Genomic DNA, 26,999 nt, shown 5'->3' with positions numbered 1-26,999 from the left:
TGCTATTTTTGATAATGAATCCGGTAGATGTCATGGCGTCTGTCTTTGAGCTGCCGGACCGTTCCGTCCTGCCGCTGCCTTCTGAGAATTTCCAGGTCGACATCGCCGATGACCACCATTTCAATGTTCGGATTGCATTCGCCGACGATTCCGTCCCTTGCGAATTCAAAATCTGAAGGAGCGAAAATCGCGGATTGCGCATATTGGATATCCATATTTTCGGTTTGCGGCAGATTGCCGACCGTACCGGAAATAACCGTGTACACCTGATTTTCAACCGCTCTTGCTTGAGCGCAGTATCTGACTCGCAAGTAGCCTTGGCGGTCTTCCGTGCAGAAAGGGGTAAAAATAATCTTGGCCCCTTTTTCGGTTGCGATTCTGCCGAGTTCCGGGAACTCGATGTCATAGCAGATCTGGATCGCGATTTTGCCGCAGTCTGTGTCAAAGACGCGCACTTCGTCCCCCCTGCTGATGCCCCACCATTTTCGTTCATTCGGGGTAATATGAAGCTTATATTGCTTTTCGATCGTTCCGTCTCTTCTGAACAAGTAAGCGATATTGTAGATCTTCCCTTCTTCTTCAACGAAGTGGGAACCGCCGATAATGTTGACATTGTATTTAACGGCAAGATCTGTGAACAGGCTGATATAGTCTTCTGTATATTCGGTAATCCGCTGAACGGCCAGGCTCGGTGAGCGCTCTTCAAGAAACGACATCAGCTGCGTCGTAAAGATTTCGGGATAGACGGCAAAATCCGCTCCCGCGTCTGAAGCTACATCTGCATAGTATTCGACTTGGTTGGCAAACTCCTCGAAGGAATGAATCTGCTTCATCTCATATTGAATCACACAGATTCTCACCGGAAAAGCTGATTTGTAATAGCGCTTCGTCTGCGGCAAGTAGTCGACATTATTCCACTCCATCAATGTCGCATATTTGCTTGATGCTCTGTCATCCGGGAGATAGTTCGGGTTGATCCTCATCATCGTAAATCCGTTCAACAGTTGAAACGAAAGGACCGGATCATAGATCTGGTGGTGGATGACTTGTTCGACATACTCCCTCGGCGTCATCTCGGAAGCGTACTTATGATAGTTCGGAATCCTGCCGCCGATGATAATGCTCTTTAAATTTAAGCGCCTTGCCAGATCTTTACGCGCTTCATAGAGACGGTGGCCGATCTTCATCCGTCTGTATTCAGGATGAACCATAACCTCGATCCCGTACATGTTTAAGCCGTCGGGATTATGATTCGTAATATACCCGTCGTCTGTAATATCCTGCCATGTATGTCTGTCATCATATTCATCAAAGTTGATCAACAGGCTTGAACAGGAACCGATCACTTCTCCGTCAAGCTCTGCGCAAAACTGGCCTTCCGGGAAGTGTTCCAAATGGCTTTCCAGATGTTCCCGTTTCCATGGGATCATTCCCGGAAAACATAGCTCTTGAAGCCCGATGATGCTGTCGATATCTTTTTCTTCAATATTGCGGATGACAATCTTTTTTTCAAAGCGGGAAAGATCCAGTTTTTCAGACACGTCCCATTCCTCCTCTGCCTTCTTTATGATGGGTCGGAAATTTTTTCGATCAGCTGTTCCAGCTCCATTTCCGCCATTGATTCCAAACGGTGGTCATAATGCTCGAACAGCAGGCTTTTCGTTACTTTATTCGGTACAATGACACATTTCATTCCGGCTCTTTTCGCGGCGATTGATCCGTTGACAGAATCTTCGAACGCAATGCACTCTTCAGGCTTCACACCGAGACATTCCGCCGCTTTTAAATAGAGTTCCGGGTTCGGTTTGACTTCCTCAACATCATCGGCCGTTCTGATGCACTCGAAATCATCGTACAGGCCGATTTGTTTCAAATGCTGAGACACCCATTTATAATCCGAGCTTGACGCCAGGCCGATTTTTAAACCGAGCTCTTTCGCCGCGGACAAATAAGCTTCCACACCGGGACGCGCTTTTTCGCTTTCCATTCTTTTCGTAAAACGCTCTTGCCTCAATTTCGTCAATTGCTCATGGTCCAGCTTTTTTTGCAGCTGTTCCTCCAAATAAGAGAACGGCCGGAATCCGGCGGCCGTGCCGATGACATTTCCCCAAACCGACATTGGCAGCTCTGAGCCGTGCTCTTCAAAAATTTCCTGGAGCACTTCATATTCGTGCGTTTCTGTATCTAAAATAAGACCGTCAAAATCAAATATCACTGCTTTAATCATCGCGCTTTAGCCCAACTCCTTTTGACTGTTTGCACCATTCATTGTATCCTTCTTGCCGCCCCTTGAAAAGAGAAGACACTAAAAACCGGTATGTATAAATGAAGAAGAGCCTGCTGTAAGAGGCAAGCTCTTCCGTTCTTACTGAGTCCGTGCCGGAGTGGAAATGTTCGTAAGCGCCTGTCCGGCAGATTCATTGGACATTTCGTTTACCGCCAGATCCCCGAGCGCCAAAATCCCGACTAAATGGTTGTTTTCGACGATCGGCAGACGGCGGATTTGACTCTGAGCCATCATCTGTGATGCTTCTTCAAGGCTCATGTTCGGGTTCCCTGACACAACATTTGTTGTCATCACGTTTGAAACAGGTGTCTGCCCATCCTGGCCTTCCGCTGTCGTTCTGAGCGTGATATCACGGTCTGTGATCATTCCTTTTAACACGCCTTGATCCACGACCGGGATCGCCCCTATATTATGGCGGCTCATCAACTCAGCCGCTTCTTGAACCGTTTGATTGGAAGAAATTGTTGCCACTTGTCTAGACATCGCATTGCTGATTGTCGTCAATAGACTGCACCCCTTTCGATTGTTAGTATGTACAGGTCATGCACATGCTAAAAAGGAAGTTGGCACCATTTCATTGTGTTTTCCGCTTATTTCTTATATCATCTTTTCATAAAAAGAAGAGCTTTTCCGAAAACGGAACAAGCTCTTTCAATTCAGACAAACCCGGCTTTACATCAGCATTTTATTGTCGGTATTCACGATATGAAAGTCGGCAGATGTCAGAGGGAAGTACAGACCGCAGTCATTCAGCTTGCGGCAGTTTTTATCGAACAAATCACGATCTTTCAGCACCCACCGGCGCTTCGCCTTAGTTAATAAGGCATGAATCAATTGCAGGCTTGTCATAATCTGAAACGCTTCATCGAGCGTTCCTTTGTATTCATCCTCTTTCAATTCAAGCACGCCCTGCTTTTTGAGTTCTTTTATTTTTTGTTTATTCAAGTACAATGGAAATATTTGATACAGCTCTGATACAAGCTCTTCTATATAAATTTCTTGTTCTTCAGTTGCTGCCTTTACAATTCGCAAATTGATCACCCTTCATCCCTTGTTCAAATCTCTTCAAACAGAATAGCATACATAAACAATGGGCTGTGAAGGTAAGTGTTTCCTAATGGCTCAACGCTTTTTACAGAAAGGAGCAGTAAAAATGAACCAAAAAAATCACGGCTTAATCTTCAGCGCAGGCAGCCGGCATCACGGCGAACATTTATTTGCATATTTAAAAAGAGAAGCGAAAGCATCGAAGCCTGTCATTCAATACTGGATCGCAAATGAGAAAATTAAAGTGAATCATAAACCCGTGGATCATAACGTTCAGCTTGAGTGCGGAGACAGCGTAATGATCGATCTCAGAGAGGAAGAAGAAAGCGGTATCGTCCCTGAATACGGAGAACTTCCCGTTCTGTTTGAAGATGATCATATGCTCATTGTCAATAAGCCGGCGGGAATGGCGACACATCCGAATGAAGCTGGCCAGACCGGCACGCTGAGCAACCTTGTGGCGTTTTATTTTCAAATGAACGGGGAGGAGCGAAAAGTCCGGCACGTCCACCGTCTTGACAAGGATACGAGCGGCGCTGTCGTTTTTGCAAAGCACCGCCTCGCCCACGCCCTTTTAGACGAACAGCTGCAAAGAAAAGAACTGGCGCGGACATATCTAGCTGTAGCGGAAGGGAAATTCAGAAAAAAAACGGGAACTATTTCGGCGCCGATCGGCAGAGACAGGTACCATCCCGTCAGAAGAAGGGTGTCCAATTCCGGACAGCCCGCCGTGACCCATTTTGAATCGTTAGGGTATGACAGCCGGCACGATGTTACACTATGCAGGCTGCAGCTGGAGACAGGCCGAACCCACCAAATACGTGTTCACCTTGCAAGCATCGGTCATCCTTTGTCAGGCGACACTTTATACGGCGGTTCAGAAGGGCTTTTTCCGAGGCAGGCTCTTCACGCGATCGAAATCAATGTCACCCATCCGATCACAAAAGAACGCGTCACTGTCACAGCACCGCTGCCGGATGACTTGAAAGACGAAATCGGACGACTGTTCGGCACGATTGATTAACCATAAAAAGGCTGTCCATTAAGGACAGCCTTAAAGCGGTTTTGCATACATAATATAGCGCTCAGGCGCATTTCCGACATAAGAAAACGGATAGCATGTCGTTAACAGCAATTCTTCTTTTTCGTGCTGCAGCGTGATGATGGATGTATCATCTTGATCAACAATTTTCGTGTGTGTGATTTCATATTCGAAGCTTCCGTATGGAAGCTCGATTTTCAGCTTATCTCCGATTTCCAGCTCCCCTGTTCTGCGAAAAACCGTATCCCTGTGCCCTGAAAGAACAATTTGCCCGTTTTGTTTTGGATAATAGCTGTCTTTATAATGACCGACGCCTTTTTCCAAATCATCGGGACTTGTTCCTTCAACGATGGGAAGCTGAGCGCCCAGTCTGGGTATATGGAGGATGCCTGCCGCTTCGCCGTTGGCGGGCTTAAACGATGCTGGCGCTGAGGGGTGCTTTGCCGAACGGACGGATTGACTCGATGCAATGGCTTCTTTTGCTTCAGTTAAAGAAATATCGGTCTGTCTGTTCATATCGAATATTTTCCAGCCGCCATATGCAAAAATGGCAAGCCCCGCCGTCATCAGCAGAAACGATAACATCTTCACTTTCATAGTTTTGCAATACCCCTTTTCCGCATATAAAGAATCGCTCCGAACATAAACGTCAGGAAGCCGTACAAAAGGAAACCGCCGTAAGAAGCCGCCGTGTCGGGCAGCTTGTGCTCTTCACGCGAATCTGACAGAAACGCATCATTTGACAGACCGTCCATCTTCTCCTCCGGCGCATCCGCCCCTTCACCGATCGTCACGCCTGCAACAGGAACAGCACCGCTCTTTGACGTATCGCCGGTATTGCCATGAACCGACTTTTCTCCGCTGTCATTGCCGGGCTTTTCTCCATCGCCCTTATCTCCAGCCGGTTTTTCTTCGTCATTCGGATCAGCGCCTCCGCTTCCCGGTTTTTCTTCGTCATCAGGATCTGCCCCGCGTCCGGGTTCTTCTCCCGGACGTGAATCATCTTCTGCTAATTTTTTGATTCGTCCTTCGGCAGCATAAGCGATCGGTTCTTTAAAGCTTTTGACAAATTCTACTGTAGCTTCGATATCTTCCGGACCTGTGACCGGATTTTTTCCAAGCCGGGAAATCGGCAAATACTTGCTGCCTGAAGCAGATGCCATAAAGTTGTTTACGGTCAGCGTATATGTCCGGTCTACATCAATCGGCGTTCCGTCCTCAAGAAAAATATCCGCGGTTTTGTTTGTTTTCGGGTCCCACGTGTAGGTAAAGCCGCTGATCGAGTAATCCGGGCCGTATGATGGGGATATTTGCGCGTCTATAATATCGTATAAATCCCTGCCTTTTATTTCAAGCCGGACGAGTACATTGCCGAAAGGCTGGATATTGAACAAGTCTCCCCATGTAATCGTTCCTTTTTTTAAATCTTGACGGATGCCGCCCCCGTTCATTAATGCGAAATCTGAATTCATTGCGCTCCGCATCCCGTCAGCAATCAGATTCCCGAGAGGGGTGTCTCCGTCGTTTGAATAGCCTCCTGCCATATCGTGTGCTGCTTCACCAACTTTCTCGCCGATGATCGGCGCAACCATCCGCTCATATTTATCCAGTATCTGACCGACTGCCGGATCAGGCTTGAGCTTTTCCTGATTCACATATTCGATTTCCGCTTTCTTTTGTACGATGTCTTTCGTTTCCCGGTCGATTTCAAGATCGACGATACCGATTGCCTTCCCGTATTCGTATGCTTGGACGATTAAAATATCATTGACTTGGCCGTTGACCACTTCATGATTGTGGCCGGCAAAGATGACATCGATCTCAGGATCTGCTTTTTTAGCAAGTTCGGCTGATTCACCGGTCACAACTCCGCCGTCCTGGGAAGCTGTCATATGGGCGAGCACCGCTATCGCCCGGACCCCTTTCGCTTTCAGTTCTTTTGCAGCCTGGTTGACGGCCTTTGTTTCATCTGTAAATTCAATTGAGCGAATTCCTTCGGGCATAACCATATTGGCGGCCGCTTGTGTCACAACACCGATAAAAGCGACAGGCACCCCTTCAACTTCAATGATTTCATATGGAGGAAGAAAGCTTTCCCCGTTTGTTTTCAACTTGCAATTGGCGCAGACAAGCGGGAAATCCTGTCCGTCATAGCCTTTTGTCCCTTTCCCTTCAGGGTGTTCGCCGCCGTTCAACATGCGCAGCAGCTCTTCGGTTCCTTCATCAAACTCGTGGTTCCCGACGGTTCCCACATCAAATCCGATTTCCTCCATGACTTCAACTGTCGGTTCGTCCTGAAGCAGGGAAGAAACCGGCGAGCTTCCGCCGATCATATCACCTGCGTGGACGATCAGCGTATTTTCCCGCTCGGCTTTTTTCTCTTTGATCAATGCTGCTGCATAATCCATCCTGCCGAATGTTCCATCCGTCCGGCCATCGCCGTTTAGATCGAGCTCATATTGTTGATCGATCTTTCCGTGCAGATCATTCATGCTTAACAGGCGCAGCGGAATATTGCCGCTTTGCTCTTTTTTCGAATAGCCTGCAGCTTCCGCTTCTTCAGCCGACGCAAAGAAAATTCGTCTTTCCACCGGAATCTCTCGCCACTTCTCAGGCGCGACATACGTTTTTTCCGCAGAGTCACCGACATGCCGCGTCAGCCCTTTGCCCTGCTCCCTGGCACGAAATTCAAACGGCATTTCGAGGAGCGGATCAGCGGGATTCCAAATGCCGATTTTCTCATCTTTCGCCTTTTTGACGGCGCTTTGAAACAATTGATAGTCTTCATCACTTCCAACCGGCCAAATGAAATAGGTGACGGCCATCCCCTTTTGAACAAGCTGCAAATTCGTGTTGACGCCGTCTTCAGTGATGACTTGGGCAAGCAGGCGGCCGTAGCTGTCTTTTGCTTCCTTGCCCACTTTCACAGTGACTTTGTCTCCCGGAGCCAATATAGACTGCAAATATTCCTTCGCTTTGTTGCCGTGTTTCAGCTGGTTTTCATCTAATTCATTTTTCGGCTTATGGTAAGTTTCGGCTGTATCTATGTTGACATAGCGGACTTTTGTAGATCCGAGAACCGGCTCTTTTAAGTGGATCGTATCCCCGTCGACAACTCGTTCGACAACGCTTTCGTATTCCCCTTCAGCAGCGGGGGGAGGATGCGCAATGCCGTCTAATATCTGAAGATCTTCCTGTTTTCTCGGCAGAAGCTGCACCGTATCATAACGGCTTAATATGCCGGTAATTTCGTACCATTGTCCTTGTTCTATCGAATCGGCGGCATTCGTTTGTTCCATCACCCTTAGTGTGAGCGGATGATAGTTTTCATCGATCATCGTGATATTATAGCCGCCGCCTGCCGGCGCATCCGGCTTTGTTTCAATAAATCCTTTCATCTTCACTAGCCGGCCTTCGTATTTAACTGCCGTTCCCTGATCGAGCACATCTTTAATGGTCAGCGGAACAGGGTCGGGCAGTACCGCTCCTTCTCCGGTTACTTCAATGCCTGACGGTACGGGAACGATTTCTGTCAATCCTTTGTATGTCGTGATCTTCCCCGTGACCGAAACGGACATTCCCTCTTTCAGCTCCGGAAAATCGCCTTGTGCAGCGGAATAGATATTGATGCCCGCCGTTTCGTCCTGAATAAATGTGGACAGCTTTCCTCCTCCGACAGCCGCCTGATCCGCAGTGACGATTCCTGTGATTTTGACCGTTTCATTTAAAAGCTTGCGCGCTTCAGCTATCGTTTTGATCTCAGGCTTGGCAGGCGGTGCATCGCCTCCGGAAAATGTGATGGATTGAACGGATTTCAAACCGGGGGAATTAAAATATGTAGAGCGTTCGCCTTCGATGATGAGTTTTTTTCCGATGAGATGAGGGTTTGTCTTTAAACCGAACTGGTCTCTGAAAGATGCGGGTATCTGCACGGGGAGTATGTTCTCAGGTGATGTTTCCTCTTTTTTATCAGCGATGGCGATGTTATAATTGTTGGCGAAATTTCCGCTGAAACGATAATGGCCGCTCGAGACAGTGTGTCCGACGACATACCCTTCAACAGCTGCATGCCCTTCGTTGTGCTTAATCGCTTCTTCTACGGTAATCGTTTCTGAAGCGCGCGATATGTCCGCAAACGGCGTCAAAAAAGACGCAATCATCATAAGCGTGATCGTCAAACCAGCTAAAAAACGACACTTTAGAACATTGACCATATATTCGCCTCCCGTTTTTTGCTTCCTGTCAAGTTTATCTGATAATGATAAAGAACATATGATTTTTTTGTAAAATTTTCAAAAAAGAATGAGAACAGGGATGACCGCATTCTCATTCTTTAATCGGAAGCTTCAATTTTACGGTCGTTCCTTTTCCTTCCTCGCTTTCAAAATGAATGCTTCCGCCGTGATTTTCAATAATTTTAAATGTAACCATTAATCCGAGCCCGGTTCCTTTTTCCTTCGTTGTATAAAATGGCTCCCCAAGCTTTTCAAGCACATCTTTTGAGATGCCCTTTCCCTGATCTTCAAAGGTGATGAATACGCTGTCTTTTTCATAGTAGGAACGTATTGTAATAAAGCCTTCAGCATCCTCCATCGCCTCGATCGCATTTTTTAATATGTTGAGGAAAACCTGTTTCAGTTCATTTGAAACAGCGAGAATCTCAGGGAGATCTCCGCTCAGCTGTTTCTCGATCCGCACATTGTTCAGCACGGCCTGCGACTCCAATACCATGCAGACATCTTCAACAATCGAGTTGACCTGAACCGGATCAAATGTAGTCGATTTTGTTTTGGCCAATACGAGAAATTCGTTGATAATCGCTTCAAGCCTGATGAATTCGGACATCATCACTTCCGCATAATCTTTTTGATATTTTTTAGACTGGATCATCAGCTGGAGGAACCCTTTCAGAGATGTGAGGGGATTCCGTATTTCATGAGCGATCCCGGCAGCAAGCTGCCCGACCGCTGACAGCATTTCCGATTTCATGAGCATTTTTTCAGATCGCTTTTGGTTTGTAATGTCCTCGGATATCAGCATAACCTGATGCACGTTCCCCGCGCTGTCCTCCACAGGAATAAGGGAGATTTGCTCCCACCTGTCCTGCTGCTCCCTATCCTGGTAATTAAGCTCCCCTGACCATGGTTTCTTATCAAGGACGTGCTTCCAGAAGCGATTGAGATCATCACAGTGAAAATGCTTGCGGTAAATGTTAAATACATCGCCGCCGATGAGGTCATCCAGATGTTTTTCGAGCATCCGGCAAAAGCGTTTGTTTGCATAAGTGACCGAACCGTCGACCGAAGTGAGCAATATGTTGGCCGGACTTTGATCAATAGCCTGTGAGCTGATATGCAGCGCCTCGTTCGTCATTTTCAATTCAGTGACATTCGTGAACGTGACAACAATGCCTTCAACCTTTTTCCCTGAAGCATAATAAGGGATCATTTTCACGGTATACCAGCCGCCGTTTGGCATTTCGAACTCTTTTACGACCGTCTTGTTTTCATAAAGCGTGCGCTTTATGTCATCGGCATACTCCTTATAGTTGAACCTCTCTGTCAGCTTATCGGCAGGCCTTGAAAGGTCCTCCTTTTTCAGGTCGAACATGTTGGCGGCTTCCGGCGTAAATAATTTCAATTTCAATTCCTGATCCAAAAAAACGGCGGCGATGTTCGTGCTGGTCAGCAGATTGTTCAGATCATTTTTAAGGGTGTTCAGCTCATTCACTTTCTTTTCAAACGCCCTGTTTAGCGCCGTTAATTTTTTGTTTTCCTCCTGAAGCTTTTGGTTGGCAGACACCAAAGCGTCATTGGACGCTTCGAGCTCTTTTACCGTCCGGTACAGATGCTGAAGATGAAGCTGGCCGTCTTCTCCGCCGGATACCGGCACGCGGGCTGCCTCTTCTTTTGCTTTTTCGATAAACAGCACATAAAGCTTGTGATACTGGCGGAAGAAACTTTTTAATGTTAAATGAACAAAGGATAGTTCTCCGCTTAAATAAATCGGAACGTTTTTAAACGACACTTTTTTCTCTTTCTTTGCCCGCTGTAAAGCGGCATTGACCTGCACGGATAAGCTCGCGGGAAAAGCTTGATGAATGTTGCCTTTTGAACTTTTCAAATATTGATCGGCGCTTTCTGAGGACGCGACAATTTCTCCCCGGTCATTCAGGATCAGACAAGGAAACATATACTGGTCGATCAAGGAAAGATAAATATCATCCAGCCTATAAAAACCACTCAGTTCACTGATTTTTTTATATACTTCTGTTTGCACCTTCGGATACACAGAATCATTACCAAATAAACCTGACATTTTTCCAACCGTCTCACTTGAGCCCAGCATTACAAAACTCCTCCTTTTCTAAGTGCAAAATCAAAAAGGAAAACACCTTTTTTGCATTTTCATGATGATTGGCAGCTGAAATCATTTACGGAGGGAGAATCCTTTACAGATCGCGCAGGGGCAATAAAAAGTTTGCAGGCACCTTCTTTAAATGCCAAAGTTCTTCATGCCGATATCCACCCGGGCATTGCAAATCGATTGTTTTTCAGTCCATATTTAAACAAAAGTGCATGAACACAAGACCGACATCCGTCTTTTATTCTTCTTCCGGCAGCCTTTATTTGAATCCGACCTGTTTCGGCTCATTTGTTTTTTCGGATATCAAACATCCATCCACTCATCGAATTCCTTTAACTGCCGGAAGCATGCATGAACATTTCATCATCGCCCGGCAGATATGTGCTCCGTTTACAAAGGTACGAGGGATCTCAAAACCGGCCAGAATTTCCTCTCCTGATCCTCAGTTTTTTTCAGTTTGACGCCAAAATGACCTCATTTCCACTTTCGACCAATGAGATGATATATTGTCTTTGAACACAAGACCCCCATAATATTTTCTCTGAACTAAACTATTCGACGGTTAGAATAAAATCCCTTTAAATCCAGTTTATCGATTATTCCTTTTTTGAATAAACATGACGGCAAAAACGAAATATAATAGTTGAATTACATTTAAGGAGGATACGTTAGAGTGGAACAGCAAAACCAGCCGCAAATGCAAATCAATCAAGGCAATGAAGGAATGCAGCATATGAATCACGGGGGCCACGAAGTGTTTGACATGCATGAAGTGTTGTCCGGTATGATCGGCGTTCTTGAGCAATATATGATGTTCAGAGAGCATGTCAAAGATCCGGAGCTGCTCGATATTTTGGACAGGCAGCACCGGTTTATTTCGTCTCAGTACAACATCACAACAGAATGTTTCAGAACGGGGCAAAAGCCGAGCCAGGAAACGGCAACATATATGATGAAAGAGGATCGCCAATTTGTCTACGGGTTAAAAGATGCCCAGCCAAAACAGCCGAAGCAATCCGTGCAGGCGATTGATGACGCCTGTATCAGCAGCTTTATGCTCGGCTTGATGAAAACCAATTGTTCGGCATTGGCCATGGCGGCTCCCGAAGTGACAAACCCTGTCTGCAGAAGGGTTCTCGCAGACCAGATTCCTCACTATATCGAAATGGCTTATGAAATTTTCCTTTATCAGAACAAACACGGGTACTATCAAGTTCCTCAGCTTGCACCGCAAGACATGCAGAAGATGACTTCAGCATTCGCTCCGGTGCAAGGTCAGCCGCAAATGCCTCCGAAAGGGCAGCAGAGACCTATTCATTGATAATGAAAACGGCACGGAAGAATGAAACCTTCCATGCCGTTTTTTTCGCTTCATATTTCCGTTTGAATTCTTTTTCAAAGCCCGGTAAAGACTGACCGACGGCGGCCTTAAATCCGTCTTCAAAACTTCCCCGAGCAGCCGTTTCCTCTATAATGTCGAGGATGATACCCCTTCCTTTTTTCTCCGCGAGCTCTTCGATCAAATAATAACTTTGCAAATAAATATCGGTTTCATATCCAATGCGTGCTTTTTGCCACTGCCGGTCGGTCTTCAGCTTGCTTAAAGGAACGGCTGACGGCAAAGTCCGGATTTCTACGGCGTCGTGCGCAGAAACCCATTCCGCCACTCCCTCGTGAAACCAAAGCGGATAAGCTGCCGGGTCGGCATTCAGTTCTCTCAGCTTGACGTGAAAAGCATAATGGGTATACTCATGTATCAGCACCCGTTTGTACAGGAAGACGGCGAATCCCTCGCTGCTATTCAGATGCTTTTTCTCCTCGAGCAACAGCCCGATCATCCGCATATCATTTGAGTAAAATCCGGTGATATCCTTTAATTTTGAAAATGACTCCATATCATCGCGGTTTGAAAAAAAGATCAAATCAACGCTGTCTTGAAGAGGACTCGCAAACAGTTCCCGATTCAAGTCAGCTGCATCCCGAAGCGTCTCCTTTGTCAGCTCCAGGATCGTCCTATCTTCTTCAGCGTAATAAATGCTGACACTTTCATATTTAAGCATTTTCAGCGATTCTTTCAGTTTTTCTTTTTTCCCAGAAAGAACAGCTGCCTCAGGGCTCTCTTGGCTGAACACGACAAAAACGGCCAATAACGAAGCGGATAGAGTGCCCGCCATAATTAAAATAAAGGCTGCTTTCATCTCTCCCGTCACATATCATCCCTCCTCCGCGATGTGCTTCTCTGTACTACACACTATGCGGAAAGGTTCAGGAAGTGGCCTGTATGAAAAGCAGCCAACAAAAAAAGCCGCTCATTGCGGCTTTTCATTATCTTTGATTCGGGAAAATTCTGTTGATCGTTTCACCGAATTCTTCAAACATGCCCTCGATCGGTTCGCCATTTTGGATTCTGTCGCCATAATTTCTCATCCGGTCAACAAAATCAGGATTTGCCGAAACGAATACATTGTTAATGTTATTGTCTGCTTCTTTAACCTTTTTCGAGATTTTCCCTTTCAGCTCATTCGTTACGTCGCCTTTCGGATTGCCTTTCAAAACGACCGCTACATAAGCGTTGCGGTTTGTCGTAATGACGTTTGCACTTCTGACTTCTTTCAGTTCCGTCACTTTGTCTGCGGCTTTATCCGCCACTTCCATATTATTATTATCCCGGTTGGCATCGCGGTTGTCTGTCACATTCATTTGGTCGTTGACGTTTCTGCCGTCATTGACATTCGTGCGGTCGTTATCTCTGTTTGTTACATTTTGAAGCGCATTGTCCTGGTTGCGACGGTTGTTATCCGCCCCCTGGTTTGCCATGCCGCATCCGGCTGTGAACAAAAACGGAAGGAGCAAAGCAACAATCGCGCTTTTTTTCATACTGAACATTAAAATTGCCTCCTTTAATGATTGACGTATAGGTTTTTTCTTTTTCGTGTTATTTATTTGTCTAAAGCATATTTTTTATACGCGACTTTTGTTATGATCTTATTGAATGTAAAAATACCCAAATAAATCCTGAGGTGTATATAAAATGGAAAAAGCAAAAAGCATTTTGCATGTGCTGCGAATTAAAAACTTTGCGGTACATCCCGATGAGACGCAGCTTGTTTTTGATACAAATCTCAACGGAACATCAAACCTGTGGGCGATGGATCTTCCCGATGCATACCCGTACCAGCTGTCATTCTTGAATCAGGATGCAAAAGGAATCGCCTACAATCCCGACGGCTCTATTCTCTATGCCGGTTTTGACCATGACGGAAACGAACAAAGCGGACTGTACAAGCTTTCGTCAAAAAACGGGTCGTTCCATTCATTAAACGGAAATCAAACGGACCGCCACTTCGAGCCCATCCCTGTCCAAAACGCCGTTTACTACTCCTCCACAAAGGACAATCCGACATTTTTAAATACATACAGATACGATTGTCTCGCTGAAAAAGAAGAGCTTATTTTTAAAGGAAAAGACGGAACTTCAATACTGGCTGATGTAAGCCCGGGCGAGAAAGCCGTCAGCATCCATGTCTACTATGTCAACAGCCACAATGTCTGCATGATCCATACCGCTGAAGGTGTGACGACAGGAATCGTCCCCGATGAGACGCTGCCTCATATGGTTTATTCTTCCCGCTTTGCATCTGATGATCGGTTATTCGTCACGACAAACTACGAAGCCGAGTTTTCATACCTTGCCTTGTACAACGTTTCATCCGGTATTTTTGCGCCGGTGCTTTCGATTGACAAAACTGATTTAACAGCCATCCACGCTGATCCGAGTGGAACTTTCCTTTATCTGATTGGAAAAAAAGGCGTCAAAGAGGTGATGTATGAGTACAACACAGCAACAGGAGGAAGCCGGCAGGTGGACTGCCCTTGCACATCCATTTCGAAAATACACTGCGCCTCTTCGGGCACGCTGTACATTCTCGGCTCAACGCCGACCAGGCCGGCTAATCTCTATGTATTAACGAAAGGACAGACAAAATGGCGGCAATTAACGAAACATTCGGTTCCAGGTTTCTCCGAACAGGAGCTGTCATATCCGGAGGTTGTGACATATCCTTCTTTTGACGGTCTCGCTATAGAAGGGCTGCTGTTTAAGCCGGGCCCGGAAGAAGCGAACGGCTGGACGATTATTTGGCCGCACGGCGGACCGCAAGATGCAGAAACCTTTATGTTCTATGATCTCTTTCAACTCGCTGCGAGAATGGGCTACCAGTTATTCGCCCCTAATTTCAGGGGATCAGCGAATTACGGCTATTCCTTCTTTAAAATGGTTGAACAAGATTGGGGAGACGGACCGCGCCTCGATATGACTGCAGGCATCGACTGGCTTATCGATCAAAAGCTTGCGGACCGCGAAAAACTTTTTTTAATGGGGGGCAGCTACGGAGGGTATATGTCGCTATTGCTTCACGGAAGGCATCCAGAGTAGCGCCGTCGTCGATATATGCGGAGTCAGCAATCTGTTTTCGTTTGTCGAATCCGTACCGGATTTCTGGCAGCCGATGATGGAAAAATGGGTCGGCAACCGTGAGCGGGATTATGAAAAACTGAAAGCCGATTCTCCTGTTACATACCTGGAGAATATGACTCAGCCGATGCTGATCATCCAAGGCGCAAACGATCCCCGCGTCGTAAAGGAAGAGTCCGATCAGGTCGTCGATCGGTTAAAAGCCATGGGGCGGAATATTGAGTATCTTGTTTTGGAAAATGAAGGACACGGTTTTTCTAAAACAGAAAATAAAATAAAAGCCTACCATAAAATTTTCGAATTTTTCGAAAGTAACCGCTTATACCTCGCGGCACAGCTTGAAGAATAAAACCGATCAGGACTGGGGATGGTATACGTAAAAAGGAGGTTGACCCTTTGTTTAGAAGAAGATCAGGCATCCATCCCGCTGTATTGGTTTTAGGATCAGCTGCATTGACCGCGGCTTTTTCTCCCGAAATCCGCAAAAGATTGACAGGCATGTTCGCGAAGGGCATGGGAGGTCGACAGCAAGGTAACGGCCGAAACCAGATGATGATGAATCCGGCTGACATGATCAAACAGGCTTTCAATTCCGGAGGACAGTCACAGGAACATCGCCAGTCAGGCCATACGGCAAACGACCAGCATCAATCAAGCCATATGACTGCCCCGGTTAATGTCATGAACGATCAGACTGCAAACCAGACGATGTTCGATAACGACCAAAACTATTCATAAAAAACGGCCCGCACGAGCAATCAAGCTGTGCGGGCCGTTCTTCTTTTACACTTCTGCTTCAATGATATTAGTACGGTCTTGGTACGTGTCTTTTTCAAGTTCATTTGTTGCTTTGCTTGTGACAAGTCCTGACGTCATGCTGCCGCTGACATTAAGAGCCGTACGCCCCATGTCGATGAGCGGCTCAACCGAAATCAGCAGTCCAGCAAGCGCTACGGGCATATTTAACGCCGAAAGGACGAGAAGCGCTGCAAATGTCGCACCTCCGCCGACGCCTGCCACTCCGAAAGAGCTGATCGCAACAACAGCGATAACCGTGAACAAAAATGACGGCTCAAGCGGATTTTGTCCGACCGTCGGCGCAATCATGATCGCGAGCATTGCAGGGTAAATTCCGGCACATCCGTTTTGTCCGATGGACAGTCCGAAGGAACCGGCAAAGTTTGCAATGCCTTCGGGAACACCGAGGCTGCGCTGCGTTTTAATGTTCAGCGGCAAAGCGCCTGCGCTTGATCTAGATGTAAACGCGAATACAAGGACCGGAAACGCCTTTTTCAAGTATGTGACAGGATTTAAACCGCTGAATGTAATGAGCAGCAGGTGAATGATGAACATGACGATCAGCGCCGCATATGAAGCGATGACAAATTTGCCGAGCTTGGCAATGCTGTCGAGATCGCTCGTTGCAATCGTTTTTGTCATGATCGCCAATACACCGTAAGGCGTCAGCCTCAGAATCAACGTCACTACACGCATAATGATCGCATACACGGCATCAACCATCTTTTTGAAAAGCTCAGCTTGTTCAGGCTGTTTTCGATTGACCCCGAGATACGCGATTCCAAGGAAAGCCGCAAAAATAACAACGGCGATCGTTGATGTCGGTCTTGCTCCCGTAAAATCTAAAAACGGATTCCCCGGAAGAAGCTCGACAATTTGCTGTGGAAGTGTTTTGGCTTCCATGTCCTGCGATTTCTGTTCGAGTTCCGCCCCTCTCATTGACTCTGCCTGGCCTTGATCCACATGGACAGCCTGCAGGTCGAAAGCAAGTGCGGACGCGATTCCCACCGCAGCAGCGACAGCTGTCGTCGCGATCAAGAGGCCGATGATCAATCCGCTGATTTTTCCGATATTGTGCGTCAGTTTAAGCTTTGTAAAAGCACCCAAAATCGAGATGAATACAAGCGGCATAACGATCATCTGCAAAAGCTTCACATAGCCGCCGCCTGCAATATTAAACCAATCAGATGTCTGCGTAATCGTTTCTGAAGACGAACCATATATAAAATGCAAAGCGAATCCAAAAACAATGCCGATTCCCAGAGCGGTAAATACCCGCTTAGAAAAAGAAACATGTTTTTTTTGCATCATATAAAGGAGCGCCATCAGGCCGAGCATGACGATAATATTAATAACAACAAATAATGTCATGGTAACAAAAGCACCCCCAGAATTTTTTACATTTAAAAACTATAGTACAACAAACCTGATTGGTCAAGTAGGAATTATCGATGTATTTCAATATATGACCCGGGAATCAATTGCGCGACTGACATTTTATTCGCCGATGTCTTTCAGTGGAACAAAAGTCGGCAGCTGTGCACCGTCAAACTCTTTTTTGATCAATTCAGCGATATCGTCTGATTGGTACAGCTCAACGATCTTTTTCAAATCTTCACGGTCCCGGTCTTCTGTTCTGGCCGCAATAATGTTGATGTACGGTGTCGCTGTTTCGTCTTCCAGTTTAATCGAATCTTTGACAGGATGGAAGCCGGCGTCAACCGCTATGCCGTTGTTGATAACAGATGCAGCGACGTCGGGAAGCACGCGCGGCGTTTGCTCTGCGGCCACCGTTGTGATTTTGAGTTTTTTAGGATTTTCTTTAATCGCATCAAGCGTTCCGTTTCCGTCAAATCCGTCCTTTAATTGAAGCAGGCCGGCGGACTCCAACAGGAGCAAGGCTCTGCCCATGTTCGTCGCTTCGCTCGGAACAGCGATTTCCGCGCCGTTTGGTATATCGTCAGGCGAATCATACTTCTCGGAATAAATGCCCATCGGAGCGATGATCGTTGTGCCGATCGGCGATAGTTCAAGATTGCGTTCCTTTTTGAATGCATTAAAGTAAGATATCGTCTGAAATGCATTGGCGTCAATGTCACCGCCTGCCAAAGCCTGGTTCGGCTGAACATAATCAGAATATTTGACGATTTCAAGCTTTAAGCCTTCTTTCTCGGCTTTTTTCTTCACATAGTCCCAGATTCTTGTATCCGTTCCGCTGATGCCGATTTTAATGGTTTTCGCATCAGAGTCTGCCGCACACCCCGCGATCACTCCCGCAAGCAGCAGTAAAATGATAACAAATGTGAACTTTTTCATCATAGCTGTCTCCCTCTCTGTTTATCTTCTTCTCAATTTTTTGGACAGAACGTTTCCGGATGTCTGCAATCCCTGCACAACGATGACGAGAATTGCAACCGTGATGATCATCGTCAGCGTGTCAAACCTTTGGTAGCCGTATGTGATCGCCAAATCCCCAAGACCGCCGGCGCCTATCGCACCAGCCATCGCCGACGCTCCGACCAATCCGACCGTTGCCACCGTAAAACTCAGCACAAGCGAACCGAGCGCTTCCGGAATCAGAAACCGGAAGATGATCTGCCGCGGAGTCGCTCCCATTGCTTCAGCGGCTTCAATGACTCCCGGATCGACTTCAAGCAGAGAGTTCTCGACGAGCCTTGCGATGTAAGGCCCCGCATAAAAAGTCAGGGGAACAATCGCTGCCGATGTGCCGATGGACGTCCCCACAATCAGCCTTGTCACCGGAATTAAAGCAACCATCAAGATGATAAACGGAACGGACCGGAAAATGTTAATGATCATATTGACAACCGTAAAAACTGCCGGATTTTCAAGCAGATGCCCCTTCCTTGTGACAACCAGCAAAATGCCGAGCGGAATGCCGATCACGCTTGAAAATAAAAGCGAGAAAACCGTCATTTGAATCGTCTGAACCAGTGCGTCAATGATTTGGTCATATGTAACAAGCATTCTTATACCTCCCTGATGCGAATGTTTTCTCTGCGTATATATTCGAGCGCCCGCCCGATTTCACCGTCTTCCCCCTGCAGTTCAACCGTCATACTGCCAAACGGAATTCCCTGAAGCTCTGTAATCGTTCCGTGCAGAATGTTGACTTCTACGTCAAACCGCTTTGCCACTTGCGAAAGAAATGGCTTCCCGGAAGATTCGCCGACAAATTGAAGCTGGTAGAGATGCTTCACATTTAATTTTTGAATCGATTCAGGTATCTCGTGGTCGATGGCTGATTTGACAAAGCTTTTGGCCGTTTCGGTTTCCGGCGCGGAAAACACGTCAAACACGCTGCCTGATTCAATGATCCTTCCTTTTTCAATGACCGCGACTTTGTCGCAGATTTCTTTTGCCACATTCATTTCATGAGTGATCAACAAAATCGTGATGTTATATTGTTCGTTGACGCGCTTCAGCAGCTTCAAAATATCGCCGGTCGTCTGCGGGTCAAGCGCGGATGTCGCTTCATCACAGAGCAGAACCTCCGGATTTGTCGCCAGCGCCCGGGCAATGCCCACGCGCTGCTTTTGGCCGCCCGACAGCTGATCCGGATAATCGCGGGCTTTATCCTCAAGCCCGACAAAATGGAGCAGTTCCGTCACTTTTTGCTTGATTTCGGCTTTCGGTGTTTTGACAAGCGCGAGCGGCTCAGCGACATTAGCGAAAATCGTCTTTGAATTTAACAGGTTAAAATGCTGAAATACCATGCCGATCTTCCTTTTAACAGCTCGAATCTCAGCTTTCGACAGAGACATCAAGTCTCTTCCGCCGACGAATACCTTTCCGGCCGTCGGTTTTTCAAGGAAGTTCACACAGCGGATCAGCGTGCTTTTCCCTGCGCCGCTGAATCCGATGACGCCGTATATTTCCCCTTTATCTACATGAAGGTCGATTCCATTGAGCGCATGAACCTTCTGTCCGCCGCTTTCATAGACCTTTTCAACGCCTTCAAATGTAATCATGATGATCTTCCTCCTCTTTTTGGCTAACAAAAAAGGCTCCCTCTTAAAAAATAAGAAGAAGCCTTAGACGACACGAAGTAAATAGAGTGGTCCGCTCTCTTCTTATCTTCCAAGCCCGTACGGCTTGTTGGATGTGGCACAGTATTCTGCTGTATGCAGAACCCGCTGCCGAGGCTTCATAGGGCCAATTCCCTCCGCCTCTCTGAATAAGAAGTGTTGATGCATGAAGTTTTACCTAACTTTACAGCTTCTTTGAAATGTTGTCAATCAGAATTGTGAAAATTTCAAAAACCCGCTTTTCAATGCTTTATTTTTTGCCCTGATTATTAAATTTCACTTTTTTTAAAAAAATTGTGTTTAGCAGTTGTAATTTCGCTTAAACACTGGTAAAGTAAAGGTAATTATTTTTGTTCGAACTATCTTTAAGAAGAAAGTTTTGTAAGAGTTTTCGTCTTGGAAGTTTGTTTTAGAGCAAGAATAGTGAATTTAAGCGTTATCGCTTTAGGAGGAAATTTCATGCTAGAAGGTAAAGTAAAATGGTTTAACTCTGAAAAAGGTTTCGGATTCATCGAAGTTGAAGGACAAGACGATGTATTCGTTCATTTCTCTGCTATTCAAGGCGAAGGCTTCAAAACTTTGGAAGAAGGCCAATCTGTATCTTTCGAAATCGTTGAAGGAAACCGCGGACCACAAGCTGCTAACGTAACAAAAGCGTAAGCTGTGAACCGCTGATCTTCATACAGGACTGCTGACCGAATGTCAGCAGTCTTTTTATATTTAAAAAAAGCCTGACGCCCGGAAAACCGGCGTCAGGCTTTTTTTGCGAAAACCGCTTATGAAGCGATGTCTCTTTTTGTGAATGCACCAAAGGCGAGCACATGAAAAACGATAAAATAGACAGCCAGCACCACAATCGAGAATCCCAGCGTCATGTCTGAAACAAGCGGAGATCCGTCAAAGTATTGAGTGAGATCAGTGTTGGCAAATAAGATGTATTTCACCCAATCAAATTTCGTTGCGAGCAAGTTTGTCACCGTTCCGCCCATTGCCAAAAGGAAAATTGAAATACCTACGGCAAGCGAGCTGTTTCTGAAAACAGCTGAAATCATAAAGGCCATTGTCGCCATCATCAAAAGCGATATTGAATTCAGCAAATAGCTGCCGGCCAAGTGCAGCAGCAGGCTTTTTTCTTCAACTGTTCCATCGGCGTACGCCAAGTGAACCTGGCTGCCGTCGCCTGCCCCGAATAAAGCAAGGCCTGTGATACCCGCGCTTGCGAACAGAATGAACAGCAAAGCCAATGCAAAAAGCAGAACTGTAAAATATTTTGCCAGCAAAATTTTAAAGCGGCTGATCGGCCTGATGACAAGCAGCTTCACCGTTCCCCAGTTGAATTCATTCGCAACGATTCCCGCAGCCACCGTGATCACAAACAGACCGAGGAGAGGAATGGTGCTGCTCGCGTCGCTGATGAACGACAGGGCCGAATAGTCCCCGTCTTCCGGCAAATCGTGCTTGATTCGATACTCATTAATGGCGGTCGACCGTTCATAGCTTTTTTCAAGTGCCGGATTATTGACCCCTTTAAGTTGTTCTTTCATATCTTTATTTTCCTGCATCAATTCTTTTTTCCAGTCCGGGTTTTGGTCTGTCTCTCCGATCGTCTTTGTGAGAACGCCCAGCCCGATGGCAGATAACAGCAAAATCGCAATCATGACATATGTGCCTTTTCGATTAAAAATTTTGATCCATTCATTTACGATGAGATTAAACATGCTGAGCTTCCTCCTTCTCTGCGGTGATTTCCAGGAACCGGTCTTCCAGCGATTTGTTCACAGCCTTCACTTCATATAGGCGGACACCGTTGTCTGACAAGTGTTTGATCAAATCAGGCACTTCATCCTTTTGAAGGCTGAGCTCTATCCCGCCTTCCGCTTCGTCAACCTTCATCTTTTTGAAGGCAGCCGCTTCCCGCATCAGAGCCTGATTGTCATCCGCTTGAATATAATAGCGCTTCTTTTCATCCCGAGCGGGTCCGTGCACATGCTGAATATCCCGGAGCTTTCCGTTCTGGATAATGGCGATCCTGTCGCACATCAGCTCCATTTCTGAAAGCAGGTGGCTTGAAACGATGACCGCCATACCTCTTTCTCTCGTCAGCTTTCTTAAATGATCGCGAATTTCCCGGATACCGGCCGGATCAAGCCCGTTCGTCGGCTCATCGAGAATCAAGAGCTTCGGATCGTGCAAAAGGCTTTGGGCCAGGCCAAGCCTTTGTCTCATTCCTAAAGAATACGTTTTGACCTTATCGTTGATCCTGTTTTTCAATCCGACAAGCTCGACGATTTCGTCAATTTTCTGTTTCGTCACGCCTTTCGTCATGCGCGCGTATTGCTGAAGGTTTTGATAGCCCGTTAAAAATTTATACAGTTCCGGATTTTCAACGATCGCTCCGATATGCCGCGCGGCCTTTTCAAAATTTTCTTTTACGCTGACGCCGCACACGGCGATTTCACCGGCGGTGATGTTCATATGCCCGACAATCATCCGGATCGTCGTCGTTTTTCCGGCGCCGTTCGGACCCAGGAAGCCGAATATTTCGCCTGCCCGCACGTCAAAGCTCAAGCCGTCGATAATCTTTTTCCCCCTGATCGTTTTTGATACATTTTTTAATTCCAAAAGTGTTTCCACTGTTTCTCCTCCAGCCTTTTCAATTTTTTTCTTCAATAAACCGTTTCAGCCATTCCAAAAGCGACATTCCGGATTCCTCGCGCAGCTGTTCGACATCCTTTTTTTCTTCAATTCGGCCATTTAAGACGACGACGACCTCATCCAAAATTTGTTCAATTTCATGAATCTCATGGGTGGCGATGACGATTGTCTGCTTATCAAGCTCCAAATATGTAAGAAGGCTTTTGACGATCGATTCTCTCACCATCGGATCAAGACCGGAAAACGGCTCATCAAGCAGCACGACTGCTGCATCGCGCGCCAATGTGAGCGCGAGCTTCAGCCTGCCCCGGTTGCCTTTGGAAAGCTTGCCGATTTTTTTATCCCCGTCGATTTTCATGTCCTTTAACAGATCCCACGCTTTATTTATACGGAAATCGGAAAACTGGGTTTCATAAAAGTGAATCATATCCTTGACCCGAAATGGATCGTAGAACATATCGAGCTCTGTTAAATAGGCGATGTTCTTCGTCTCCTTTCTGGCTGAATCAGCTTTTAAAGAAATGCTCCAGAATCTCTGCACTTGATGAACAGCGCCTCGAATAATCCATAAGCATTGTAGATCAACAAGGAAATGTCCCGGATGAATTTTTGATAGCCGAATATTTTCTGAGCGCTTCATCTATCGTTCGAAAGAACATCACCTCATGTGGAAAAAACACGGAGCCTAAAAAGACAGCGATATTGACAAGAAGCAAATGACGCGGAAAACAGGCTGTTGCTGCTTGAGAGCAGAACGCTTCTGACAATCAGCCCGAAAATGAATAAACTAGCGCGGGAAATCAATTGGTATACAACAGCAATAACGCACTGTTGTTCGGATTATATAACCAAAGCTGCGTCTTTCCTTCCAGACCGAGCTGTATCAGAGTACTGCATCAGTAGTACGAGGGAAATCACAAGTAATATTGCAAAAAAGCGCAAATAAAAAAAGCAAACCCGCTGGTTCCCAGCGAATTTGCCTTTAATCCTGTTCCCGTTTTTTCATGGATTTTAATGCTTTTCGGTAATCCATATCGTCCATTTCCGTTTTCTCGGAATGTTTTTTTTCCTCTTTTGGATGTTGAAGTTTTTGCAGAATCGCCCGATAGGTTTGATCATTCATTTCGAACGGATCTTGCTGATCGGCTTCAACTTGCTCAGGCGCTTCTTCTTCCTGAACATGAGGAATGCCAGCTTCAGCTGCCGCGTTATCCTCATGTTCGGGTTTATCCTGTGAAGACGCCGACCGTACATTAAATACCACCAGACCGATAATGACGAGGACAGCAGCGATGATGGTCAATATAATGGTCATGTCAAATCGCTCCTCACTGTCCTGCTGTAAAGCGGTCTGTCACTTGGGCGACGCGTCTGCCTAAAGCCCGGCCCAGCTCCAGGCCTTCTTCGCCGATCAGTTCGTCACTGTCGACAGGACACGTGATGCCTGCACCGTAATAAGACCCGTATAAAGCATTTTCAGGTACATTTCCAGGCAAGCCGACGACCATCATGCCTTGATGAAGCATCGGTGTTATTAAGTTGAGCATTGTCGCCTCAAGACCGCCGTGAGTTGTCGCTGTTGTGCAGAAGACTGCGCCGATCTTATTGATCAGCTTCCCTTCCGCCCAAAGGTAGCCCAGCCTGTCGATCCAAGTTTTTAATCCGGAGCTGATTGTACCGAAATGACCTGGGCAGCCCCAGATGATAGCATCCATTTCTTCGAGCTTTCTAATATCCGCCTGGCTGACATGATCGATCAGCACGTCTGCAGCCTCATGTTCCCCTGCGCCTTCCGCAATGGCTTCAGCCAGCTTTTTCGTATGCTCGCCTTCACTGTCGTAAACAACATAAATTTTCATGTCAGAACCTCCTCATTTTAAGATTCTTTCGCTTCTTTAGGAGCCGGAAGCAATGTCAGCTCCTCCGCCTTGTTCTTCCTGCGCAGCTTGTCTTTTCTGACATCCCTCAAAAACAGGCTGAGAACGAGGCCGATGACACAGAACCCGGCCGCCCACATAAATGCGTCATTGATGCCCATGACATTCGAGTTGAGCTGAGCCTGTCCGGTCAAATATTTCACGACATATTGTTGTGCTTGTTCAAGAGATATATGCATCGATTGCGCTGTTGACTGAATGGTTGACTGCAATGTGCTCATAAATGACGGATCAGCCGTATTTGTCTGATCGGCCATTGATGCATAGTGGAATGTCGTGCGATTTGTATAAATCGTCGTGATCAAGCTCGTTCCGATCGAACCGCTGATTTGGCGAAGCGTATTCGACATCGCCGTTCCGTGGCTGTTTAAATGCTGCGGAAGCTGGTTCATGCCGGCAGTCATGATCGGCATCATCAACATGGACATCCCAAACGCCCGAATCGCATAGATCAACACGATGTGCATATACGGTGTATCGATCGTAAGCGTCGTAAATTCGTAGGTCGTCACAACAGTGATCAATAATCCGACAATCGCTAGCGGCCTTGGGCCGACTTTATCAAATAAAATTCCTGAGATCGGCGACATCACAAGCATGACGAGTGCGCCCGGCAGCATCAGAAGCCCCGACTGAAGCGCTGTAAAGCCGACCAGGTTTTGCAAATAAATCGGAATCAGGAACATTCCTGCATACAAAGCAACTGTAATGATGGCGTTGATCACGCTTGACAGTGAAAACATATCGTATTTGAACACTCTGAAGTCAAGCATCGGCTCTTTCGATTTCAACTGCTGGATGATAAAAGCGGCAATGCCGATCACACCGATCACAACTGTAGAAAGTACGAGCGGATCATCCCAGCCGTCTGAGCCGGCTTCGCTCACACCATACAGCAACGCCGCAAATCCGACAATTGAAAGAATCGCGCCCGCTGTGTCCAATTTGATTTTTTTAGGTTCCGTCATATTTTTAAATAGGAAAAAACCGAAAATGATGACGATCAAACCAACCGGCACAAGGCCGTAAAACATGATCCGCCAGCTGTAGTTTTCAATGACCCAGCCGGATAGCGTCGGACCGACAGCAGGAGCAAACATCATCGCAAGCCCGAAGATTCCCATTCCTTTCCCGCGGCTTTCCGGAGGAAAGATAAAGAGAATCGTGGTCATGACCAAAGGCTGAAGTATGCCTCCGCCGACTGCCTGAATGAGGCGTCCGGTTAACATCGTCGAGAAGTTAGGCGCAATTCCGCATATCAGCGTTCCGACCGTAAACAGCAGCATCGCCGTTAAAAACAAGCTCCGTCCGCCGAACCGCATAATCAGGAAGGCTGATAAAGGAATCAAAACGCCGTTGACAAGCATATATCCGGTTGTCAGCCATTGAATCGTTGTGGCGCTCACATTGAACTCTGTCATGAGATGAGGCATCGCCACATTCAGTAGCGTTTGGTTTAAAATGGCCAGAAACAAGCCGCCCATTAAAATGATGAGCAGTGACATATTTCCTTTTTTCTGAGAAGCCACTTATGACATCCTCCTTTCGCTCGTTTTTATTTCCCCCGGTTATTTTGAAATTTTCACGGATGCGTTCATTCCCGGCAGCACTTTGTCAGACGGGTTTTTAATTGAAATTTTCACAGGTACTTTCTGCGTCACTTTCGTGTAGTTTCCGCTTGAATTGCTTTGAGAAAGCAAGTCAAATGTTGAGTTTGTCGCATAGCCGATTTCTTCGACATTTCCTTCAAATGTAGTGCCTGAATCACCGTCAACGACGATATCGACTTTGTCCCCTTTTTCGATGTCTTTCAGGTCGTTTTCTTCAATGTTAGCTGTAATGTACAGATGATCCATGTCGATGGTTTTCGCAAGCGTTTGACCGGCTTGTACGATCTGGCCTTCTTTCGCTTCGTTTTTGACAATCGTTCCGTCCATGATCGACTTCACGTCAACCGTTTGTTCCCCTTTGATTTTCGCTGCTTTTTCGTCTTTTGAAACTTTTGATCCTTCTTTCAAATCCCAATCTGAGAGCTTCCCTGATGCAGGCGCCGTAATGTCGGCCATCTCGCCTGTCACGTGTGCTTCGTCGGTTTTCACATAGCTGATGCTGTCATAATAGAAATACGCACCTCCTGCTAAGATGGCAAGCACGATGATGAGTCCGATAATGTTCGTCGCAATTAAACGTCCTTTGCTCATGTTTATTTCTCCTTTCATATCCTTATATTTTGGATGAAGCCGGTTTGATCGGCTTCCGCGGTTTTGCGTTTTCCTATTTCCTGCCCAGCAACTTGCGGGACGTGTACTGAAAAAGTTGTTCAAAACTGAGCAAGAAAGATCGG

26 protein-coding genes and 1 riboswitch are annotated in these 26,999 nt (G+C 46.5%); of the genes, 6 read left to right on the top strand and 20 right to left on the bottom strand.

What is annotated here, in order from left to right:
• Positions 1-2: 2 nt before the first annotated feature.
• The 4 genes from MHH76_RS05235 to MHH76_RS05220 all read right to left on the bottom strand — a co-directional run bounded on the left by MHH76_RS05235 (position 3) and on the right by MHH76_RS05220 (position 3,328).
• Positions 3-1,541 carry a bifunctional GNAT family N-acetyltransferase/carbon-nitrogen hydrolase family protein gene (locus MHH76_RS05235; protein WP_020450701.1) on the bottom strand — a complete coding sequence of 513 codons (1,539 nt, stop codon included), beginning with the start codon at positions 1,539-1,541 and terminating at the stop codon, positions 3-5.
• Between the two features lie 23 nt (positions 1,542-1,564).
• On the bottom strand, positions 1,565-2,227 hold the full coding sequence (locus tag MHH76_RS05230; RefSeq protein ID WP_020450700.1) for an HAD family hydrolase: 663 nt from the start codon (positions 2,225-2,227) through the stop codon (positions 1,565-1,567).
• Between the two features lie 138 nt (positions 2,228-2,365).
• Complete coding sequence (locus MHH76_RS05225) at positions 2,366-2,791, bottom strand: CBS domain-containing protein (protein ID WP_020450699.1); 426 nt, start codon at positions 2,789-2,791, stop codon at positions 2,366-2,368.
• 168 nt (positions 2,792-2,959) lie between these two features.
• Entirely contained in the window at positions 2,960-3,328 is a 369-nt protein-coding gene (locus MHH76_RS05220; protein ID WP_020450698.1) for a YhcU family protein, read from the bottom strand.
• Between the two features lie 112 nt (positions 3,329-3,440).
• On the opposite strand from MHH76_RS05220, the gene MHH76_RS05215 reads away from it, so the two are divergent.
• On the top strand, positions 3,441-4,358 hold the full coding sequence (locus MHH76_RS05215; RefSeq protein ID WP_020450697.1) for an RluA family pseudouridine synthase: 918 nt from the start codon (positions 3,441-3,443) through the stop codon (positions 4,356-4,358).
• Positions 4,359-4,388: 30 nt separating this feature from the next.
• On the opposite strand, the gene MHH76_RS05210 is transcribed toward MHH76_RS05215, so the two are convergent.
• The 3 genes from MHH76_RS05210 to MHH76_RS05200 all read right to left on the bottom strand — a co-directional run bounded on the left by MHH76_RS05210 (position 4,389) and on the right by MHH76_RS05200 (position 10,724).
• Complete coding sequence (locus tag MHH76_RS05210; protein ID WP_020450696.1) at positions 4,389-4,973, bottom strand: class D sortase; 585 nt, start codon at positions 4,971-4,973, stop codon at positions 4,389-4,391.
• Positions 4,970-8,590: a 5'-nucleotidase C-terminal domain-containing protein gene (locus MHH76_RS05205; RefSeq protein WP_025811838.1), complete on the bottom strand. Its 3,621-nt coding sequence runs from the start codon at positions 8,588-8,590 to the stop codon at positions 4,970-4,972. Before MHH76_RS05205 ends, MHH76_RS05210 begins: the two co-directional genes overlap by 4 nt.
• Positions 8,591-8,702: 112 nt before the next feature.
• Positions 8,703-10,724, bottom strand: a complete 2,022-nt coding sequence (locus MHH76_RS05200; RefSeq protein ID WP_043054251.1) for an ATP-binding protein — start codon at positions 10,722-10,724, stop codon at positions 8,703-8,705.
• Between the two features lie 691 nt (positions 10,725-11,415).
• Here MHH76_RS05200 and MHH76_RS05195 point away from each other — a divergent pair.
• Positions 11,416-12,063: a spore coat protein gene (locus tag MHH76_RS05195; protein ID WP_023856488.1), complete on the top strand. Its 648-nt coding sequence runs from the start codon at positions 11,416-11,418 to the stop codon at positions 12,061-12,063.
• Here MHH76_RS05195 and MHH76_RS05190 read toward each other — a convergent pair.
• Complete coding sequence (locus MHH76_RS05190; RefSeq protein ID WP_023856487.1) at positions 12,053-12,952, bottom strand: hypothetical protein; 900 nt, start codon at positions 12,950-12,952, stop codon at positions 12,053-12,055. The two genes, MHH76_RS05195 and MHH76_RS05190, sit on opposite strands and share 11 nt — an antisense overlap.
• A gap of 115 nt (positions 12,953-13,067) precedes the next feature.
• The gene (locus MHH76_RS05185) at positions 13,068-13,628 is read right to left on the bottom strand and encodes a YhcN/YlaJ family sporulation lipoprotein (RefSeq protein WP_023856486.1); all 561 of its coding nucleotides are present in this window, start codon (positions 13,626-13,628) and stop codon (positions 13,068-13,070) included.
• 145 nt (positions 13,629-13,773) lie between these two features.
• Here MHH76_RS05185 and MHH76_RS05180 point away from each other — a divergent pair, with 145 nt between their 5' ends.
• From MHH76_RS05180 to MHH76_RS05170, 3 genes are read left to right on the top strand one after another with little or no spacing between them, the layout of a single operon-like run.
• Entirely contained in the window at positions 13,774-15,177 is a 1,404-nt protein-coding gene (locus MHH76_RS05180; protein WP_250635917.1) for an alpha/beta fold hydrolase, read from the top strand.
• The gene (locus MHH76_RS05175) at positions 15,140-15,565 is read left to right on the top strand and encodes a prolyl oligopeptidase family serine peptidase (RefSeq protein WP_308442920.1); all 426 of its coding nucleotides are present in this window, start codon (positions 15,140-15,142) and stop codon (positions 15,563-15,565) included. The genes MHH76_RS05180 and MHH76_RS05175 overlap by 38 nt, the downstream gene beginning before the upstream one ends.
• A 47-nt stretch (positions 15,566-15,612) precedes the next feature.
• The gene (locus tag MHH76_RS05170) at positions 15,613-15,954 is read left to right on the top strand and encodes a hypothetical protein (RefSeq protein ID WP_020450688.1); all 342 of its coding nucleotides are present in this window, start codon (positions 15,613-15,615) and stop codon (positions 15,952-15,954) included.
• A 45-nt stretch (positions 15,955-15,999) separates the two neighbouring features.
• Here MHH76_RS05170 and MHH76_RS05165 read toward each other — a convergent pair whose 3' ends face one another.
• From MHH76_RS05165 to MHH76_RS05150, 4 genes are all read right to left on the bottom strand, one after another.
• Entirely contained in the window at positions 16,000-17,385 is a 1,386-nt protein-coding gene (locus tag MHH76_RS05165) for an L-cystine transporter (RefSeq protein WP_023856485.1), read from the bottom strand.
• 126 nt (positions 17,386-17,511) lie between these two features.
• Positions 17,512-18,330, bottom strand: coding sequence for a MetQ/NlpA family ABC transporter substrate-binding protein (locus tag MHH76_RS05160; RefSeq protein ID WP_023856484.1), 819 nt, complete (start codon positions 18,328-18,330; stop codon positions 17,512-17,514).
• 21 nt (positions 18,331-18,351) lie between these two features.
• Complete coding sequence (locus MHH76_RS05155) at positions 18,352-19,002, bottom strand: methionine ABC transporter permease (protein ID WP_020450685.1); 651 nt, start codon at positions 19,000-19,002, stop codon at positions 18,352-18,354.
• A 2-nt stretch (positions 19,003-19,004) separates the two neighbouring features.
• A complete protein-coding gene (locus MHH76_RS05150) occupies positions 19,005-20,006 on the bottom strand; it encodes a methionine ABC transporter ATP-binding protein (RefSeq protein WP_023856483.1) in 1,002 nt (333 codons plus the stop codon).
• 99 nt (positions 20,007-20,105) lie between these two features.
• Positions 20,106-20,219, bottom strand: a riboswitch (SAM riboswitch).
• A 303-nt stretch (positions 20,220-20,522) separates the two neighbouring features.
• Here MHH76_RS05150 and cspB point away from each other — a divergent pair.
• A complete protein-coding gene (gene cspB / locus MHH76_RS05145) occupies positions 20,523-20,723 on the top strand; it encodes a cold shock-like protein CspB (RefSeq protein ID WP_003155376.1) in 201 nt (66 codons plus the stop codon).
• A gap of 116 nt (positions 20,724-20,839) precedes the next feature.
• Here the strand turns inward: cspB and MHH76_RS05140 are convergent, their stop codons facing one another.
• The 7 genes from MHH76_RS05140 to MHH76_RS05110 all read right to left on the bottom strand — a co-directional run bounded on the left by MHH76_RS05140 (position 20,840) and on the right by MHH76_RS05110 (position 26,856).
• Positions 20,840-21,781 carry an ABC transporter permease gene (locus tag MHH76_RS05140; protein ID WP_023856482.1) on the bottom strand — a complete coding sequence of 314 codons (942 nt, stop codon included), beginning with the start codon at positions 21,779-21,781 and terminating at the stop codon, positions 20,840-20,842.
• Positions 21,774-22,697 carry an ABC transporter ATP-binding protein gene (locus MHH76_RS05135; RefSeq protein ID WP_023856481.1) on the bottom strand — a complete coding sequence of 308 codons (924 nt, stop codon included), beginning with the start codon at positions 22,695-22,697 and terminating at the stop codon, positions 21,774-21,776. Before MHH76_RS05135 ends, MHH76_RS05140 begins: the two co-directional genes overlap by 8 nt.
• Before the next feature lie 19 nt (positions 22,698-22,716).
• Positions 22,717-23,259 (bottom strand): ATP-binding cassette domain-containing protein, encoded by a 543-nt coding sequence (locus MHH76_RS05130; protein ID WP_230631837.1) that lies wholly within the window; start codon positions 23,257-23,259, stop codon positions 22,717-22,719.
• Between the two features lie 441 nt (positions 23,260-23,700).
• Positions 23,701-24,033 carry a hypothetical protein gene (locus MHH76_RS05125; RefSeq protein ID WP_025811853.1) on the bottom strand — a complete coding sequence of 111 codons (333 nt, stop codon included), beginning with the start codon at positions 24,031-24,033 and terminating at the stop codon, positions 23,701-23,703.
• A gap of 13 nt (positions 24,034-24,046) precedes the next feature.
• Positions 24,047-24,577, bottom strand: coding sequence for an NAD(P)H-dependent oxidoreductase (locus tag MHH76_RS05120; protein WP_020450678.1), 531 nt, complete (start codon positions 24,575-24,577; stop codon positions 24,047-24,049).
• Between the two features lie 17 nt (positions 24,578-24,594).
• Positions 24,595-26,184, bottom strand: a complete 1,590-nt coding sequence (locus MHH76_RS05115) for a DHA2 family efflux MFS transporter permease subunit (RefSeq protein ID WP_020450677.1) — start codon at positions 26,182-26,184, stop codon at positions 24,595-24,597.
• A gap of 39 nt (positions 26,185-26,223) precedes the next feature.
• Positions 26,224-26,856 (bottom strand): HlyD family efflux transporter periplasmic adaptor subunit, encoded by a 633-nt coding sequence (locus tag MHH76_RS05110; protein ID WP_020450676.1) that lies wholly within the window; start codon positions 26,854-26,856, stop codon positions 26,224-26,226.
• Positions 26,857-26,999 lie beyond the last annotated feature (143 nt).

The sequence above is a fragment of the Bacillus sp. FSL L8-0193 genome (genome assembly GCF_037976065.1).
Taxonomy (GTDB): Bacteria; Bacillota; Bacilli; order Bacillales; family Bacillaceae; genus Bacillus; species Bacillus paralicheniformis.
This window is presented reverse-complemented; position numbering and strand designations above follow the sequence as displayed.

Bases quoted from the DNA above. Each gene is read 5' to 3' on its own strand.
- MHH76_RS05210 (WP_020450696.1), bottom strand. From the start codon at position 4,973: ATGAAAGTGAAGATGTTATCGTTTCTGCTGATGACGGCGGGGCTTGCC.
- MHH76_RS05180 (WP_250635917.1), top strand. From the start codon at position 13,774: ATGGAAAAAGCAAAAAGCATTTTGCATGTGCTGCGAATTAAAAACTTT.
- MHH76_RS05110 (WP_020450676.1), bottom strand. From the start codon at position 26,856: ATGAGCAAAGGACGTTTAATTGCGACGAACATTATCGGACTCATCATC.
- MHH76_RS05200 (WP_043054251.1), bottom strand. From the start codon at position 10,724: ATGCTGGGCTCAAGTGAGACGGTTGGAAAAATGTCAGGTTTATTTGGT.
- MHH76_RS05205 (WP_025811838.1), bottom strand. From the start codon at position 8,590: ATGGTCAATGTTCTAAAGTGTCGTTTTTTAGCTGGTTTGACGATCACG.
- MHH76_RS05155 (WP_020450685.1), bottom strand. From the start codon at position 19,002: ATGCTTGTTACATATGACCAAATCATTGACGCACTGGTTCAGACGATT.
- cspB (WP_003155376.1), top strand. From the start codon at position 20,523: ATGCTAGAAGGTAAAGTAAAATGGTTTAACTCTGAAAAAGGTTTCGGA.
- MHH76_RS05120 (WP_020450678.1), bottom strand. From the start codon at position 24,577: ATGAAAATTTATGTTGTTTACGACAGTGAAGGCGAGCATACGAAAAAG.
- MHH76_RS05160 (WP_023856484.1), bottom strand. From the start codon at position 18,330: ATGAAAAAGTTCACATTTGTTATCATTTTACTGCTGCTTGCGGGAGTG.
- MHH76_RS05165 (WP_023856485.1), bottom strand. From the start codon at position 17,385: ATGACATTATTTGTTGTTATTAATATTATCGTCATGCTCGGCCTGATG.
- MHH76_RS05125 (WP_025811853.1), bottom strand. From the start codon at position 24,033: ATGACCATTATATTGACCATCATCGCTGCTGTCCTCGTCATTATCGGT.
- MHH76_RS05140 (WP_023856482.1), bottom strand. From the start codon at position 21,781: ATGTTTAATCTCATCGTAAATGAATGGATCAAAATTTTTAATCGAAAA.
- MHH76_RS05215 (WP_020450697.1), top strand. From the start codon at position 3,441: ATGAACCAAAAAAATCACGGCTTAATCTTCAGCGCAGGCAGCCGGCAT.
- MHH76_RS05185 (WP_023856486.1), bottom strand. From the start codon at position 13,628: ATGTTCAGTATGAAAAAAAGCGCGATTGTTGCTTTGCTCCTTCCGTTT.
- MHH76_RS05150 (WP_023856483.1), bottom strand. From the start codon at position 20,006: ATGATTACATTTGAAGGCGTTGAAAAGGTCTATGAAAGCGGCGGACAG.
- MHH76_RS05230 (WP_020450700.1), bottom strand. From the start codon at position 2,227: ATGATTAAAGCAGTGATATTTGATTTTGACGGTCTTATTTTAGATACA.